This is a genomic window from Martelella mediterranea (genome assembly GCF_004342225.1).
Lineage (GTDB): Bacteria > Pseudomonadota > Alphaproteobacteria > Rhizobiales > Rhizobiaceae > Martelella > Martelella mediterranea_B.
Genome location: NZ_SMAR01000019.1, coordinates 15,799 through 31,261 on the forward strand (window position 1 = coordinate 15,799; position 15,463 = coordinate 31,261).

Consider the following 15,463-nt stretch of genomic DNA (forward strand, 5'->3'; position numbering starts at 1 on the left):
TCCTCAGTCATAAAACCTGAGAAAATTCTACTTTTAAAGCCAATTATTTTTAGGGGGGATTACCACCCCTTGACTGCGTCCATGTACCCAAATACGGTACATGGACCGCACAAAGGGAGTCCAAATGGTCAACCTGCCTGATCTCATCACCCCGGAAGAACTTGCCGCCCATGCGGGCTGGTCGCCGCGCCGGATCCGCCAGATCGCGCGCGACCTTGGACAATGCCGCGTTGTCGGCAATAAGATGCTGCTGTCGCAGCAAGACGTAGACGCGATCATGGAGGCAACGCGACCATGTCCCTCAAGCTCCACCTCAGAGGCGACATCTGGCACTACAGGGGCAGCGTTGCCGGTCGGCGGCTACGCGGATCTACAGGCACGTCTGACAAAGCTACAGCGCAAAGAATCGCAGCCGAGCGCGAAGCGGAAGCGTGGAAAGGTCATCTCGATGGACCAGCGGCCGTCCTGACCTTCGCTCAGGCCGCGAACCTTTACCTCGATGCGGGCAAGCCGCACCGCTTCATCGACAAGATCGCCGCCCACTGGCGCGACACGCGCGTCAAGGACATCACCGCCGGCGCCATCCGCCAATCCTCCATCATTCTCTATCCCAACGCATCGGCGGCCACCAGAAACCGGCATGTGATCGTGCCAACCCAGGCCATCATCAACCATGCCGCCGAACTGGAGCTTTGCCAGCATATCCGCGTGAAGCGCTTTCCCGTTACCCGCAAGGAAAAGAAGCCGGCGGACTGGGATTGGATTGCCGCCTTCATGGGATCCGCCAATCCCCACCTTGGCGCGCTGGCCTGTTTCATGTTCCTGACAGGCGCGCGCATATCAGAAGCGCTCGCCGTCACCTGGGCAGACATTGACCTCACTGAGCGCAGAGTCCTGATCCGGCAGACAAAGGTCGGCGCCGAGCGCCGCCCGCACCTGCCGCCCGTTCTCGTGGCCGCCATCGCCAACATCGAAAGCAACCGGGAGCGTTCAGCGAAGGTATTCAAATATTCGTCGCGCCACACCGTCAAGCCGCAATGGCGCAAGGCCTGCACCCGAGCAGGCATCGAAGACCTGACATTCCACGCCTGCCGTCACGGCTTCGCGACAGCACTCCTACATGCCGGCGTCGACCCGGTCACAGTCGCCAAGCTCGGCGGCTGGGCAACGCCCGAACACGTCTTCCGCACCTACGGCCACGCCATGGACGACGACACCCTCACAGAGCGCATCGTTGGCACAAATTTGACACAAGAAGCTGACAACAAGACAAAAATAAAAGCGATATCAAAATGATACCGCTTTTTCGCTCATCCCTCGTTGGGGAGAGGTGTCCCGCCATCGCTGATACGGGAGCATCGAAAAAATAGCAAGTGGAAAATCGCGTGACCACCGCGCGAAGGCGGCATGTCACTGCAATAGCTTCCATAAAATAACGACATTGCTTTGAAACGCAGGTTTTGTTTTATGCCATAAGCAAGATTACTGAACCCTGCATATTATGCGAAACGGCAGATGCAGGCTGTTTGCAAGTCGGTTGTTTTTTTTACAAAGTCAGTGAAAAAAGGCTCTTCAATGAAAGTCTTCCTGATTAATCTGGAACAAAGCCACCACCGGCTTGAACAGATGAGTCGTGCCTTTTCCAAACAGGGTATCGCCTTCGAACGTTTCGTCGCCACTGATGCCAGAGCGATGACTGCCAAACAAATTGCAGATGTGACTGTTTCTGACCGTGAAATGCAGCGCCCGCTCCTGCCCTCGGAAGTGGGGTGTTTCTTAAGCCACCGGGGTATTTGGGAGACAGGTGTGAACCGCAACCTCAACTGGGTTGCCGTTTTTGAAGATGACGTCCACCTTGCCGATCATGCCAGCACGGTTCTGAATTCGGTGAATGACTGGCTACCGCCAGATGCCGATATCATCAAGCTGGAAACCGTTTTCAAGAAGGTCGCTGTTTCAAAGCATTTCCACCAGATCAGACCGGGGATCATACTTCGCCACCTTCACAGCGATCACTGGGGAACAGGTGGCTACATTGTCACACGCGCTGGCATGAAGAAGCTGCTGGCTGAAAGCGCCCGCATCGGCATGGCCGTCGATACGTTCATGTTCACACCCGGAGCGGTGGCTAATCTTTCACTCACGATCTACCAGTTAGAACCTGCACTCTGCGTTCAGGATCAGTGCCTGCCGGAAAGTGATCCCAGGCGAACAGAGATTGTCTCGGAAATCACCGCCGAAAAAGCTCAGGCAAACCGCCGGGTGCCGCCAAAGAACCTCAAGGCTCTGGGTTTTAGCACTTACCTCCGGCAAAAACTGAAGCGTCGCACCGGCAAAATGCTTGCCCCTTTCATCCACTGGCTGAAAGGCAACACGCGCCGGACGATTGATTTCCGGTAGCGTCGATTCGAAAGGGGAAGAAAGCAGTATTTTTTACCTGTATGCACATTTGCGGCCGGAAAAAGACCATGACCCCAATGCGGGCCGCGGGACAACCGAACCTTGCTGAAACGGGCGGCATGACGCCGCCCGTCTCCCGTTGCATTTCCAGGTTTATTCCGGTGCGCCGAGCTCGGTGGCGGTTTCATAGCCGCTCATCTGCCAGGTTTTGATGTCCGATGCGTCCAGATCCTGCTTCATCAGGTCGACAAAGCGGATGTCGCTGTTGTCATAGGTCCGGAAAAAGAAGCGCTTGTTGGCTGTATCGACAGCCGAGGTCCACTGCGTGTAGTCGGAAACAGTGTTGCCGTGCTCGTCCTTTTCCTCCTCGCGCGCAACGCCGCGCGGAATGTCGAAATTGTTGAGGATGTGAAAGGCCTGGAAGATCGCGTCGTTGCCGGTTTTGCTCGGTTCCACGCCATGGGAGTAGATCGCAGCGCGCACGAACCGCGAGGGCGAGGTAAAGTCACCCGGCATGCCGAGCAGGCCCGTGCCCTGACCGAGACCCTGGATCGTGACGTCGCCAAGCTTTTGCGGCGGCACATTGTCGACGCCGAGATTGACGTAGTTCTGCAGATTGGTCATGTGCCAGTCGAATGGCGGATTGTTGGTGAATGTGCCAAGCGGGTTGTCGGTCACCTGCAGCTCCCCGCCGACATATTCGATAACAATCGTCTTGCCAGAAGCGTCGGTCACGACAAAATGGACAGGCAGGACCATGTTGAACTGCTTGAAGACGACCGGGGCAACGACGATATCCGAAAGCGCAGCCTTCACTTCTTCAACCGTCGCGAAGTTGTCGAGGATGTAAGATCCAAGCTGCCAGGACGCCATTGTCTTGTCGGCATTCTGAGGCTCGTAAGGTTGGTATTCGGCAGCCTGGGCAAAATAGAACAGGCCCATCGAAAGGCCCTTTTCGTTCACGCCGTCCACGAGATAGGGCATGCCCATGGGATTGGCGCCGATGTTGGCATATTTGGCATTCCAGCCAAGGCCGTTCTCACCGTCCGGCGTTGCTCCGGTGCGTTCCGTGCCGCGCGGCACCAGAATGACGGAGGCATCAAGATCAATGTTGAACTCCATCGTGCGTGCACGCACAATATCGCCGTCATTCGCCGTCAGCGTAATGCCTGTGCAGGCCTGCGCCACCGAAGCCGACAGAATGGCTAAAATTGTCGCAGCAGCGATGATCCTGCTGCTATTTGAAAAGTAACGCTTCATGAAAGGGGTTTCCTTTGGTGCCACTGTTTTTGATGCAGCTCCGCTCTGCCGCTCAGGGAAACAGACGCCGCCGATGCCGAAACGACCTGCTACACCCTGTCAGCGCGGACGAGGGACGTCCAACGAGGCTGACATTATGAGTAGTCAGGGAAAAGCGAAAGCGTCAACGAACCGGAGAGCGAATTACCAGAATTGGTCTGGCTCAGCCCCGGAGAACCGCGGTCGCGCATGAGGCGCAGATAAGCCGCAAAAGCAGGCCAATACGGCAGGGAAGGTCATTCTAGCACGAGCGAGCGGACGGTGCATCATCCGCCACGCCGGACATAAACCGTCATCTCGCCCTCGACATCAAAGTCAGGCGGCATTGCGAACATTGCCAATCACATCAATCAGATCTGACACGACGCGCTCAACCTGGGCCGGGTCGTCACCTTCGGCCATCACGCGGATCAGCGGCTCAGTACCAGAAGGCCTGATGACCAGACGCCCCTTCCCTTTCAGCTCCGCTTCCGCTGCCGAAATAGCTTTCTTGACGCCTGCATCATCCAGCGGCGTTGCTCCAGGTACAATCCGAACATTACGCAAAAGCTGGGGAACAGGCTCGAACCGGCGGCAAACTTCGCTCACAGGCTTGTCAGCGCGTTTTACCGCGGCAAGGATTTGCAATGCAGCAACGAGCCCATCGCCGGTCGTCCCGAAATCAGACAGCACAATATGGCCTGACTGTTCGCCACCAACATTGAAGCCGTGCTTGCGCATATGCTCGACAACATAACGGTCGCCAACTTTGGTGCGAACAAGTTCAAGATCCATTTCGCCGAGATAGCGTTCGAGGCCGAGATTTGACATCACGGTTGCAACAAGGCCATTTCCTTTCAGGGCCGCGTCTTCCACCATATTCTTGGTGATCACCGCCATCAGCTGGTCGCCATCGATGATCTCGCCTTTCTCGTCAACAATGATGACCCGATCTGCATCGCCATCGAGCGCGATACCGATATCGGCACGCACCTCATGAACTTTCTGCTGCAAGGCCTTCGGGCTGGTTGAGCCGCAATCCTTGTTGATATTCACACCATTGGGCTCTGTGCCAATTGTGACGACATCAGCGCCCAACTCCCACAATGCAGTCGGCGCCGCCTTATAGGCAGCGCCATTGGCGCAATCCACAACCACGCGGAGCCCGTGCAGGGTTACGTCGCGCGGCAAAGTCCGTTTGACAAACTCGATATAGCGATAGATGTCGCCATCAACGCGGCTTGCCCGCCCGATCTCGTTCGGTTTGGCCAGCTGGGCATAAAAATTGTCTCTGTCGATAAGGGTTTCGATCCGGGCCTCGATCTCATCAGACATCTTGTAGCCATCCGGACCGAACAGCTTAATACCGTTATCTGCATAGGGATTGTGAGACGCAGAAATCATGACACCGACGTCAGCGCGCAGCGAACGGGTAAGCATGGCAACCGCCGGTGTCGGGATCGGCCCCAGCAGGTAGACATTCATACCAGCAGCCGTAAATCCGGCGACCAGCGCGTTTTCGATCATATAGCCGGAAAGGCGTGTATCCTTTCCAATCACGACACGATGCGCATGGTCGTCGCGACGGAAAATCGTGCCAACCGCAACACCGACGCGCATCGCCAGATCAGGTGTCATCGGGAAAATATTGGACTGGCCACGAATACCATCGGTTCCGAAATATTTGCGCGTCATAAGTTCTCAATCCTTCTCCACGCCGTCTGCAAAACGGCGTTTCAGATTTTTGTTCATGGGGCAGAAAGAAATGACCTTCCGGCCCTGCCTTTTCTCAATAAGGCACCAATTGGCAGAAAACAGGCACTTTCGCACGTAAATTTAAGTCAATAACGCTAATATGGCGTTACCGGCGATGCTTAGATTCAATAGGTAAAAGCGTCCTTTGTGCACCCGAACGGATGCATGGCGCTCTATCTGCGGGGCGAAACACAGTCACAAAAAAGGCTACCGGTAAACGGCAGCCTCTTTCAATACGTAAACGCTTAAGCCCGAAATCAGGGTGTCTGCGGCTCTCCATCATCACCCTTCTTGGCGTCAGAATCCTCAGATTTTTCGCCAGAATCCGTCGGCGCTGCCTTCTTCGGCCCCATGGATGGAACCGCCGAGCCGCGTGAGGGCGGCGTATCATCGCCAAGATCGCGCGATGGCTTCTCGCCTTGCATGATTGCTTTGATTTCGTCACCGGAAAGCGTCTCATATTCGAGAAGGCCTTCGGCAATGGCAACAAAACCGTCATGGTTGTCCTTCAGGATATTGGTCGCCTCGATATAGGCTTCATCAATCAGGCGCCGCACTTCGGAGTCGATTTTCTGAGCGGTCGATTCGGAGACGGTCTTGCTCTGCGACACCGAATGGCCAAGGAAGACTTCCTGCTGGTTTTCACCATAGGAAACCTGACCGAGCTCATCCGAAAAGCCCCACTGGGTCACCATCGCACGGGCAAGCTTTGTCGCCTGCTCGATATCAGATGACGCACCGGACGTAATGTTATCCTTGCCGAAAGTGATTTCTTCGGCAACACGACCCCCCATCATGATGGCCAGACGGGAAACCATCCACTTGTAGCTCATCGAATAGCGATCGCCTTCCGGCAACTGCATGACCATGCCAAGCGCACGCCCACGCGGAATAATCGTCGCCTTGTGAACAGGATCCGCAACCGGAACTTTCAGAGCGACAATCGCGTGTCCGGCCTCATGATAAGCAGTAAGCTTCTTCTCTGCCTCGGTCATTGCAGAAGACCGCCGCTCAGCGCCCATCATGATCTTGTCCTTGGCGTCCTCGAACTCCTGCATTGTGACAAGGCGCTTGTTGCGCCGTGCCGCCATCAGAGCAGCTTCGTTCACGAGATTCATCAGGTCAGCACCGGAGAAGCCGGGGGTACCACGGGCAACGACCTTGAGGTCGACATTCGGAGCCAGCGGGGTGTTGCGCGCATGGACCTTCAGAATCCGCTCGCGACCGACAATATCCGGGTTCGGCACAACAACCTGACGGTCGAAACGGCCGGGACGCAGCAGAGCCGGGTCCAGAACATCGGGGCGGTTGGTGGCGGCGATCAGGATCACGCCTTCATTGGCCTCGAAGCCGTCCATCTCGACCAGCAACTGGTTCAGAGTCTGCTCACGTTCGTCATTGCCGCCGCCAAGACCGGCACCGCGATGACGGCCAACCGCATCGATCTCGTCAATGAAGATAATGCAGGGGGCATTCTTCTTTGCCTGCTCAAACATGTCGCGGACACGCGACGCACCGACACCGACAAACATTTCAACGAAGTCGGAACCGGAGATCGTGAAGAACGGTACATTGGCTTCCCCCGCAACAGACCGGGCCAGAAGCGTCTTACCGGTACCGGGCGGGCCGACCAGCAGAACGCCGCGCGGAATACGGCCACCGAGACGCTGAAACTTCTGCGGGTCGCGCAGAAATTCAACAATTTCTTCAAGGTCCTGCTTGGCTTCGTCCACGCCGGCCACATCGTCAAATGTCACCCGGCCATGTGCCTCGGTCAGAAGCTTAGCCTTCGACTTGCCAAAGCCCATGGCGCCGCGGGAACCACCCTGCATCTGGCGCATGAAGAACAACCAGACGCCAAGGATCAGAAGCATTGGCAGAAGCGTTCCGACATAGCTCAGAATGCCGCCCGAGCCGGTATCGACCGGCTTTGCCGTCACATCGACACTATTGGTCTCCAGCTTATTGAGAAGCGAGTCATCAATGACCGGGGCGTAGGTATGGAAATTTTGACCATTCGACGAGTACGTCCCGGTTATGTCATTGCCGGTAATGGTCACACTTCTGACCTTGCCGGAGTCGACATCACTGACGAACTGCGAATAAGCCACCTGGCTGGCACCATCATGCGAAGGTGCCGACTGGAACATGCTAAACAGCGCGACCAGTAGAAGCGCGATGATAGCCCACAGTGCTATATTGCGTAGGTTTGGGTTCATTAAACTCCCCGAATTCTCATGGACGGCACTGTCAGGCCGCTTATTTGCCCTCTAACATAGGGTTGGCAACATGTCTTGCCAAGACGAGGGACCATCAAGAATCTTTTTCATTTGGCAAATGCACAAAAGATCGATCCGGATATGGCACACGATTGAAACCGGCTGCAACACTGCGTGCCAGTTTCAGGTCAAACAACGGCAAAAACAGGTCAAACGGCGCAAGAAATGGTGTAATCTCTGTTTCTGCGGCAGCAACATCATTGTTGATAACAGGAAAGACCTTCTGTGACGTCTTGCGGATCCCTGGTGGCAAATCAGAGCAAACTGGTTTCTCTATGTCTGCCGACTTGCAAACCGTGCTTGCCGGTCTCACTGCCAGCGTGATGCCAGACCGGTTTTCAATTCGAAAACGGTGATCCCAGAGGCCTGTCTCACCGGCTGCGATTTCACATTCAGGCACATCCCGCGCTTCACGCAGAATGAAGAGATGATCCCCGCGCCTATCCAGAAGACAACGCCCACCTGTCATGCGGGCCTTGTGGCCATCTTTTAAAAAAAGCATGGCACGAGCAAGCACATCGCCGCCGGGACCATAAGGCCTGCCACCGATGACAGCCAGAAGCGTGCTCAACAGGTAGCGCCCGGCCTCAGGCGTATCGAGCAAAGGCGCAACACTGATTTCTGCGACCACACCCGCGTGGATTTTGCAGCTTTTGACAAAAAGCTCTGCCGCTTGTTCTGAGACATGCGTTCGTCTGAGACCGGCTGCTTCTGCGCGTTCGGCAAGCATACGCCTCTCGCTGCTGTCAATAAGCCGGTTGCGGACACGTACACGCTCATAATGCGCGTCGCTGTTGCTCGGATCATCGACCCAGCGAATGCGCCTCAACCGCAGAAATTGACGTATCGGCTCCCGTTCAACAGAAAGAAACGGTCGGGCAACCCAGTGCCTTGCTGCCACGAGCGTTGAGGATGCCATACCGGAAGCTGGCAAAGCCGCATCGCTGGACTTACGCTGTTGCCGCATGAAAAGCGTTTCGGCCTGATCGTTAAGCGTATGCGCGACAACGATCACATCAGCGCGAATGGTTTCTGCATACCTGGCGAGCATCTGGTATCGCGCATGACGCGCCTCTGCCATCACGCCGGTTGAAGGCTTTTCGTCATCCCAGCTGAGGATCTCATGAGGCACAGAAAGACGGGCGCTAAGCGCAGCCACACCTTCAGCCTCCTCCGCAGAAGCCAACCGGAGCCGATGATCGACGGTAACGGCTGCAAGTCGGACATCCGTGCGCGCGCAGGTCTCAACAGCTTCGCAAAGTGCAACCAGCATCCCGACCGAGTCGCTCCCGCCGGAGACAGCAACAAGAACAAGACAGTCCGGCTTCAGCGATGAAATGAAACTATGTGCGGCGTCAGTGGGATCAGAGCCGATCCCGCTTTCAGCCGGACCGTCTGTCAGCATCCCAGATCAGACATTTCTGACTTGGCTTTACTCAGAACGGCCTGACTGGCCTCAGGATACCGCACGGGAACCTCGGAGAAGGTTGCGCAGGCAGCGTCCCTGTTATCAAGCCCAGCCAAAGACTGTCCAAGTTTCAGCAGCATTTCAGGCGCCTTGTCGGATTCACCATAGGCCTTGTAGGCGTTTAGAAAAGTGCGGGCCGCGTCATTATACTTCTGCTGTGCCAGCATCGACTCACCCAACCAGAAACTGGCATCGGGAATCAGCGGACTTTCCGGATAAGACAGAACGAATTCTCCGAAAGCCTGTTCGGCCTGAGGATAGTCTCCTGAAAGGATCAGGTCATAGGCAGTTTTATAAAACTGTGCGTCATCACCACTGCCTTCAGCTGCCGTGGGAAGCGTCGAAGAAGGTGATGATGCAGTGTTACCTGCCGACCCCGATGAGGCAGTCCTATCTGAGCTGCTCTGATTGCTGTCCACACTACCGGATTGCGTGTTGGCGGATTGCGTGCTGGCGGACGACGCGTTTCCACTCTGCGTCGAGCCGGATGTTGAAGCACCGCTTTCAATATCCTGAAGACGGAACTCCATATCCTCCTGCATCTTCCGCAGTTTTTCTTCCATCTGGAGCATCTGGAAATTGAGGTCTTCAATCTTACCTGTCAGATCACGCACCTGTTCTTCAAGCTGCATGACCCGCATCGAGGAATCGGTGCCCTGAACCTGCACAGCCTGATTGCCGCCATTCTGGTTGCCCTTGCCGGGAAACAGAGAAAAACCCTGCGCGTATGCAGCGGGCTGAACGCTGACCATAGCAAAGCCTGTCAAAAGGCATAAAACAGCTTTTTTCATAGCAAATGTTCCAATCCGCAATATCACGTGACGTATTTCTGGACCGCGTAGCCAGACTTTCTGTCCTTATTTAGGACAAAACCCGGACATCTTCATCACAAGATACAAAAAAACCGGCACGAATGCCGGTTTTCTGAAAAATTCAAGTCGGCAGGTCTCAGCTTCCAGCCCCACCCTGCAGGACCGTGACAGTCCGGCGGTTCTGCGACCAGCAACTGATATTGTCGCAGGTCGCGACAGGACGCTCTTTCCCATAGGAAATCGTGCTGATGCGTGATGCGGGAACACCACGTGAGACGAGATAGTTCTTGGTTGCGGTGGCACGGCGCGCACCAAGCGCCAGGTTATACTCGCGCGTCCCGCGCTCATCGGCATGGCCTTCGATACGGATGCCGTAGTTCGGATACCGCATCAGCCACTGCGCCTGCTTGTCGAGCGTCTTCGCAGCAATCGGTGTTATCGCGGAAGAATCGGTTTCAAAGTAGACGGTATCACCGACGTTCAGGTCAAAATCCTGGGCGCTACCCGGTGAAGCAATACCACCATTGGCACCGGCAGCCTGAGCACCACTGCCCGGCAATTGCTGATCACCGCGCGAGGCACAACCTGCAAGCCCCAGCGCCATAACCGCGCAAAGCGCGACAATGGCGGGCTTCATTGCGTTCTTTTTCGACAGGGTTTGTGCCCCGGACATGGCTCGGCGCATCGCCGCTCTCCTTCATGCGTTTAAAACTCTTCCGACCTAACAAACGACGCCCACTCATCAAAAGAACTCGTTTAAATGTCGGCAATCATCAATCTCTTGCAGCGCTTTTTACGGTTGCCCGGCGCACAATCCGGGTTCCCCCTCAAGCAGGACAGGTCATCGACCGCCCGGCAGACCTCGAAGGGACAACTGGTCTGTCATTTGCGATACCATAGCATCGTTAACCTGTAACAAACAAACTTCGTTAACATCTGGTAAAAAACGGTCCGCAGGCAAAGCTTGCTGAACGGACCGCCCCCTTCCTCCATCAGTTCAGAAGCGGCGACCAGGCCGGATCTGAAGCATAGTTCGGTGTCGGCACTTTCTGCTCGTTATAACCGGACAGATCGATTGAATAGAGATGCGGACCGCCCTCACCGGCATTCTGTCGGAAGAACATAATAACCCGGCCGTTTGGCGCCCATGTCGGCCCTTCATTATGGAAGCCTGTCGTGAGAATCCGCTCACCGCTGCCATCAGGTTTCATCACACCGATCGAGAATTTTCCACCGGATTGCTTGGTGAATGCGATCAGGTCACCACGCGGAGACCAGACAGGGGTCGAATAGCTGCCGTCACCGAAGGAAATGCGGTGCTGGTTGGAACCGTCTGCGTTCATGACATAAAGCTGCTGACGGCCGCCACGGTCACTTTCAAACACAATCTGCTGACCATCAGGCGCATATGATGGCGAGGTATCGATGGCATTCGAACTTGTCAGCCGCGTTGTCGCGCGGGTCCGCAGATCCATCGTATAGATATTGGCATTGCCATCCTGCTGGAGGCTCATGATAATGCGCTGGCCGTCTGGCGAGAAACGCGGTGCAAACGTCATACCGGGAAAATTACCGACAACCTCACGCTGACCTGTGTCGACCTGCCAGAGGTAAACACGGGGCTGGCCGGTCTCGTAGGACATGTAGGCCACCTCTTGCTGTGTCGGTGAAAAACGAGGCGTCAGAACCATATACTGCCCGTTGGTCAGCATGCGGACATTATGGCCGTCCTGATCCATGATCGCCAGCTGGCGCTTTCTGTCGGTCTTGGGACCGGATTCAGAAACAAACACAATCTGGCTGTCGAAGTAACCGTCCTCACCCGTCAGCGCCTTGTAGATTGCATCAGCAATGATGTGCGAAACGCGGCGCCACTTGTCCGGCTGCGTATAAAACTGCTGGCCAATGATCTGCTGCCCTGCATAGGTATCCCAGAGCCTGAACTGAACGTTTAGACGGCCATCGGCCTCCTGCGTGACGCGCCCAACGACGAGCGCCTCGGCATTCAGAAGCCGCCAGTCCTCAAAGCGTGGCATATCATCGGGGTTGGCGATATTCTGGATAAACGCAGACTTGTCGATCGGCTTGAAAAGACCGGAACGTTTCAGGTCTGCTGCGACCACATCTGATATCTGAATTCCCAACCCGTCATCGGAGACAAAATCGGTAATCGCAATCGGCAATGGCTGGACATTGCCCTGCGAAACATCGATCTCCACCAGAGCATTTGCGGGCGCCACAAACAGCAGAGACAGCCCTGCATAGGTGACAGAAAGGAACATTAGACAGCGTTTTAGCATGATCGGACTTGCCTTTCAGCGATTCTGCCGGTTGCTGCGATTGATAGAGCGCACCCCAGCGGTTCCGGATTATTCAGTTATAACATCTGACTTGGATCAAAGTTCACGATGACTTCTCTCCAGGCTTCATATTTTTCAGGCGGAAGATTGACGAATGGTGATGCTTTCAGCACGGCACGGCGCGCGCCACCGGCCAGAATGTTGCGGGCGCTTTCGCTTCCACCCGTCGCGGTGACTTCCGGTTGCCCGATAATAGCCCCGGAAGGATCGAGACGAATATGAATACGGATCCGAACGCCTTCCGCGCCATCGAGCCCGGCAAGGATCGACCAGTTGCGCTGGATCTGCCCGCGAAGGGCATCCAGTTCACTTTGAGATAACTGGGCAGCACTTGTCGAAGTCTGCGTGCCAAGTGAGGCTTCCGCCTGAGAGCGCGCGGCACCACCGCCCTGACTGTCTGCCCTGTTCAAAAGTGCAGAGATTTCATCGACGTTGAAATTATCACTGCTTTCGCTCGTCGTTGATGCAGTCGTCTGCGTATCTGTATCAGGCTTCGGCGGCTGCTCGGCAACCTGTTGCTGCGGCCGTCTTTCAGGAAGCGGCGCCTGGTCCGGAAAGACGAGTTCTTGCGGCGGCTCTTGGGCTTCCGGTTCGTTCTCCGCGACCTGCGGTTCCGGCGTTGGTGCCGGCGCAGGTTCAGGGGTCTCTACAGCTTCAGGAGCAGGCGCCGGTTTCGGTTCTGGTTCCGGGGTTGGCTCCGGCTCCGGTGCAGCCGCAGCTTCAGGCTCCGGCTGAGGCGCAGGCTCGGGAACCGGCGGCGGAGCACTTTCTTCCGGCGCAACCTCATTCTGAACGCTCTCCGAGGGCTTCGGCGGAGCGGCGGCTTCCTGCTCCACATCGGAAGCCTCGGCATTTTCCTGCGTGTCCAGATCGATATCGTTATTGCCGACATTTGTGGCGTCGGCCACTTCATCGGGACGCTTGGTTGGCACCGGTGCGGGCTGATCCGTCAGTTCGGCACTGTCATCGCCCTGCTGAACTTGCGTCACGTCCTGAACCGGTATGAGGGTAACCGGCAACGCCTCGACATCTGCAACCTCGAATGAGGCAGGTGCGCCAAGCAGAAACACTGCCCAGCCAAGGACCAGACAGTGCAGAACAAATGAAATGGCGAGGCTGCGCTTCATGGCGGCTAATCAGCTATCCTGTTCCTGTAGTGTCACAAGCCCGATATTATTAAAGCCCGCAGACGAAATACGTGCCATCACCTTCATGACCGTGCCATAACCGGCATTGGCATCGCCGCGCACATAAATGCGCTCGCTGTATCCCGTTGTCGCAATTGCTTCGAGCTTTGGAACCACTTCATCAATGCCGATTTCGCTTTCCTGCAGGAATATCTTTCCGTCAGGCGTCACCGAAATCGTGATCGGCTGCGTATCGGAATTCATCGCCTGTGCCTGTGTCTCAGGTAGATCGATCGGTACGCCAACTGTCATCATTGGTGCAGCCACCATAAAGATGATCAGCAACACCAGCATGACGTCGACGAGTGGTGTGACATTGATTTCACTGACCGGAGCGCGATGGCCGCGGCGGCGCCCACGCCGTCCGCCGCCTGATCCGCCCGATCCCATGGACATTCCCATATCGTTGATCTCCTTTGGTTTCAGGCGTTACTCGGCAGCCGGACGGGACTGCATTTTCTCATCGATCTGCCGTGACAGGATCGCGGAGAACTCGTCTGCAAAGCCTTCCATGCGGGCAGAAAGCTTGCCGGCATCAGCGGAGAACTTGTTATAGGCAATCACCGCGGGGATAGCCGCAACCAGACCGATCGCCGTCGCCAGAAGCGCTTCGGCAATACCCGGCGCGACAACCGCCAGATTGGTCGATTTCGAACCCGCAATGGCCTGAAACGACGTCATGATACCCACAACGGTACCGAAAAGGCCGATGAATGGCGCTGCTGAACCGACACTGGCCAGAAAGCCCAACCGGGCCTCAAGCGCATCGGATTCGCGCTGGATCGCAACATCCATGGCCTTATCGACGCGCATTTGCAGGCCGACCGGCGTGCGTGCCCCGCGCTCGAATGATTTCTTCCATTCGCGCATGGCGGAAACAAAAATTGCAGCCATGCCGGAGGTCTTCCGTTCCGAAAGTGTACTGTAGAGCTTTTCCAGCGATGTGCCGGACCAGAAAGCATCTTCAAACTGGTTATAGGCGCGACGCTCTTTGTTATAGGCGATGATCTTTTCGATCACGATTGCCCAGGTCCAGACTGAAGCTGCGATCAGCCCCAGCATGACGAGTTTGACAATCAGACCGGCCTGCCAAAAAAGCGCCAGAAGGCCGACATCGGTATGTGCTGCTTCCAACCCAAGCTGTTCCATGTGACGCGTGTCCTTGAATATATGAGCCCGGCGCACCGGGCAGTACAGATTAGAGTCGCCTGCAAGACGCGGTTTGAACTTCCGGTGTGCTTGGAAACATCATTTATCGCCTTCCTCTAACACAAACGTGGTGAAAGGTTGGCATTCATGCCCAATAAACCTGAAAACGCATTAAACACAGACGTAGTTAACGCCCGGTTACTTCCAGCCCGCCCCCCGGCACGAAAACCTGTGATTTTCAGGGCAAGGAAGGTGGAGAACCGAATTGCGGCGCAATTCCTTCACATAATATTCAAGTTTTATCAAGCCCGCCGCTTTGCAGCGTCTTGGCCAGATCATCGGGCATACGGCGCGCCCGGCCCGCCTTGTTGATAATCACGACTGTCACTGTTGCTGTGGTTAGAAGCGTATCATGAGCATAAATCGCCTGCTCAAGGATAAGGCGTACACCGGTCGCCTTCTTTGTCCGGGTCGTGATCAGCAGTATATCATCCATGCGCGCGGGACGGATGAACTTCAGATCCATATGATGAACCGCGAAGGCAAGACCCTCTTCATCATAATCATGTAGCGCACCCTGCTCAACGCCGAGGCATCGCAGATAGTCCGTCCGCCCGCGTTCAAAGAAGTGCAGATACCGCGCGTGATAGACGATGCCGGAAAAATCGGTATCTTCATAATAAATGCGTTGACGCAGGCGGTGCTCACCCCCTTCAAGCCAGCCGCTCAACGGCACCGCTTCAAAATCGATATTGCTGCTCGAACCCATGGCACA

13 protein-coding genes are annotated in these 15,463 nt (G+C 55.8%); 2 read left to right on the forward strand and 11 right to left on the reverse strand.

Annotation, left to right across the window (positions count from 1 at the left end):
- Positions 1–294 precede the first annotated feature (294 nt).
- Together EDC90_RS12630 and EDC90_RS12635 are read left to right on the forward strand one after the other, a co-directional pair.
- Complete coding sequence (locus EDC90_RS12630) at positions 295–1,296, forward strand: tyrosine-type recombinase/integrase (protein ID WP_132312123.1); 1,002 nt, start codon at positions 295–297, stop codon at positions 1,294–1,296.
- A 279-nt stretch (positions 1,297–1,575) separates the two neighbouring features.
- Positions 1,576–2,400: a glycosyltransferase family 25 protein gene (locus EDC90_RS12635; protein ID WP_165972835.1), complete on the forward strand. Its 825-nt coding sequence runs from the start codon at positions 1,576–1,578 to the stop codon at positions 2,398–2,400.
- Positions 2,401–2,553: 153 nt separating this feature from the next.
- On the opposite strand, the gene EDC90_RS12640 is transcribed toward EDC90_RS12635, so the two are convergent.
- From EDC90_RS12640 to ybgC, 11 genes are all read right to left on the reverse strand, one after another.
- Positions 2,554–3,660: a linear amide C-N hydrolase gene (locus EDC90_RS12640; protein ID WP_132312127.1), complete on the reverse strand. Its 1,107-nt coding sequence runs from the start codon at positions 3,658–3,660 to the stop codon at positions 2,554–2,556.
- 354 nt (positions 3,661–4,014) lie between these two features.
- Entirely contained in the window at positions 4,015–5,373 is a 1,359-nt protein-coding gene (gene glmM, locus EDC90_RS12645) for a phosphoglucosamine mutase (protein WP_132312129.1), read from the reverse strand.
- 317 nt (positions 5,374–5,690) lie between these two features.
- Positions 5,691–7,652 (reverse strand): ATP-dependent zinc metalloprotease FtsH, encoded by a 1,962-nt coding sequence (gene ftsH, locus EDC90_RS12650; protein ID WP_207903905.1) that lies wholly within the window; start codon positions 7,650–7,652, stop codon positions 5,691–5,693.
- A 94-nt stretch (positions 7,653–7,746) separates the two neighbouring features.
- Positions 7,747–9,117: a tRNA lysidine(34) synthetase TilS gene (tilS, locus tag EDC90_RS12655; RefSeq protein WP_132312131.1), complete on the reverse strand. Its 1,371-nt coding sequence runs from the start codon at positions 9,115–9,117 to the stop codon at positions 7,747–7,749.
- Positions 9,111–9,971: a tol-pal system protein YbgF gene (ybgF, locus tag EDC90_RS12660; protein ID WP_132312133.1), complete on the reverse strand. Its 861-nt coding sequence runs from the start codon at positions 9,969–9,971 to the stop codon at positions 9,111–9,113. Before ybgF ends, tilS begins: the two co-directional genes overlap by 7 nt.
- Before the next feature lie 157 nt (positions 9,972–10,128).
- A complete protein-coding gene (gene pal, locus EDC90_RS12665) occupies positions 10,129–10,677 on the reverse strand; it encodes a peptidoglycan-associated lipoprotein Pal (protein WP_132312135.1) in 549 nt (182 codons plus the stop codon).
- Between the two features lie 307 nt (positions 10,678–10,984).
- Positions 10,985–12,292, reverse strand: coding sequence for a Tol-Pal system beta propeller repeat protein TolB (gene tolB, locus EDC90_RS12670; RefSeq protein ID WP_132312137.1), 1,308 nt, complete (start codon positions 12,290–12,292; stop codon positions 10,985–10,987).
- Positions 12,293–12,369: 77 nt separating this feature from the next.
- Positions 12,370–13,479: a hypothetical protein gene (locus EDC90_RS20905; RefSeq protein ID WP_165972836.1), complete on the reverse strand. Its 1,110-nt coding sequence runs from the start codon at positions 13,477–13,479 to the stop codon at positions 12,370–12,372.
- Between the two features lie 9 nt (positions 13,480–13,488).
- Entirely contained in the window at positions 13,489–13,941 is a 453-nt protein-coding gene (gene tolR / locus EDC90_RS12685) for a protein TolR (RefSeq protein WP_132312141.1), read from the reverse strand.
- A gap of 27 nt (positions 13,942–13,968) precedes the next feature.
- Complete coding sequence (gene tolQ, locus EDC90_RS12690; RefSeq protein ID WP_132312143.1) at positions 13,969–14,688, reverse strand: protein TolQ; 720 nt, start codon at positions 14,686–14,688, stop codon at positions 13,969–13,971.
- A gap of 292 nt (positions 14,689–14,980) precedes the next feature.
- Positions 14,981–15,457 carry a tol-pal system-associated acyl-CoA thioesterase gene (gene ybgC, locus EDC90_RS12695; RefSeq protein ID WP_132312155.1) on the reverse strand — a complete coding sequence of 159 codons (477 nt, stop codon included), beginning with the start codon at positions 15,455–15,457 and terminating at the stop codon, positions 14,981–14,983.
- Positions 15,458–15,463: the final 6 nt, after the last annotated feature.

Bases quoted from the DNA above. Each gene is read 5' to 3' on its own strand.
- EDC90_RS12630 (WP_132312123.1), top strand. From the start codon at position 295: ATGTCCCTCAAGCTCCACCTCAGAGGCGACATCTGGCACTACAGGGGC.
- tolQ (WP_132312143.1), bottom strand. From the start codon at position 14,688: ATGGAACAGCTTGGGTTGGAAGCAGCACATACCGATGTCGGCCTTCTG.
- tolB (WP_132312137.1), bottom strand. From the start codon at position 12,292: ATGCTAAAACGCTGTCTAATGTTCCTTTCTGTCACCTATGCAGGGCTG.
- EDC90_RS12640 (WP_132312127.1), bottom strand. From the start codon at position 3,660: ATGAAGCGTTACTTTTCAAATAGCAGCAGGATCATCGCTGCTGCGACA.
- glmM (WP_132312129.1), bottom strand. From the start codon at position 5,373: ATGACGCGCAAATATTTCGGAACCGATGGTATTCGTGGCCAGTCCAAT.
- ftsH (WP_207903905.1), bottom strand. From the start codon at position 7,652: ATGAACCCAAACCTACGCAATATAGCACTGTGGGCTATCATCGCGCTT.
- ybgC (WP_132312155.1), bottom strand. From the start codon at position 15,457: ATGGGTTCGAGCAGCAATATCGATTTTGAAGCGGTGCCGTTGAGCGGC.
- ybgF (WP_132312133.1), bottom strand. From the start codon at position 9,971: ATGAAAAAAGCTGTTTTATGCCTTTTGACAGGCTTTGCTATGGTCAGC.
- tolR (WP_132312141.1), bottom strand. From the start codon at position 13,941: ATGGGAATGTCCATGGGATCGGGCGGATCAGGCGGCGGACGGCGTGGG.
- EDC90_RS12635 (WP_165972835.1), top strand. From the start codon at position 1,576: ATGAAAGTCTTCCTGATTAATCTGGAACAAAGCCACCACCGGCTTGAA.
- EDC90_RS20905 (WP_165972836.1), bottom strand. From the start codon at position 13,479: ATGAAGCGCAGCCTCGCCATTTCATTTGTTCTGCACTGTCTGGTCCTT.
- tilS (WP_132312131.1), bottom strand. From the start codon at position 9,117: ATGCTGACAGACGGTCCGGCTGAAAGCGGGATCGGCTCTGATCCCACT.
- pal (WP_132312135.1), bottom strand. From the start codon at position 10,677: ATGCGCCGAGCCATGTCCGGGGCACAAACCCTGTCGAAAAAGAACGCA.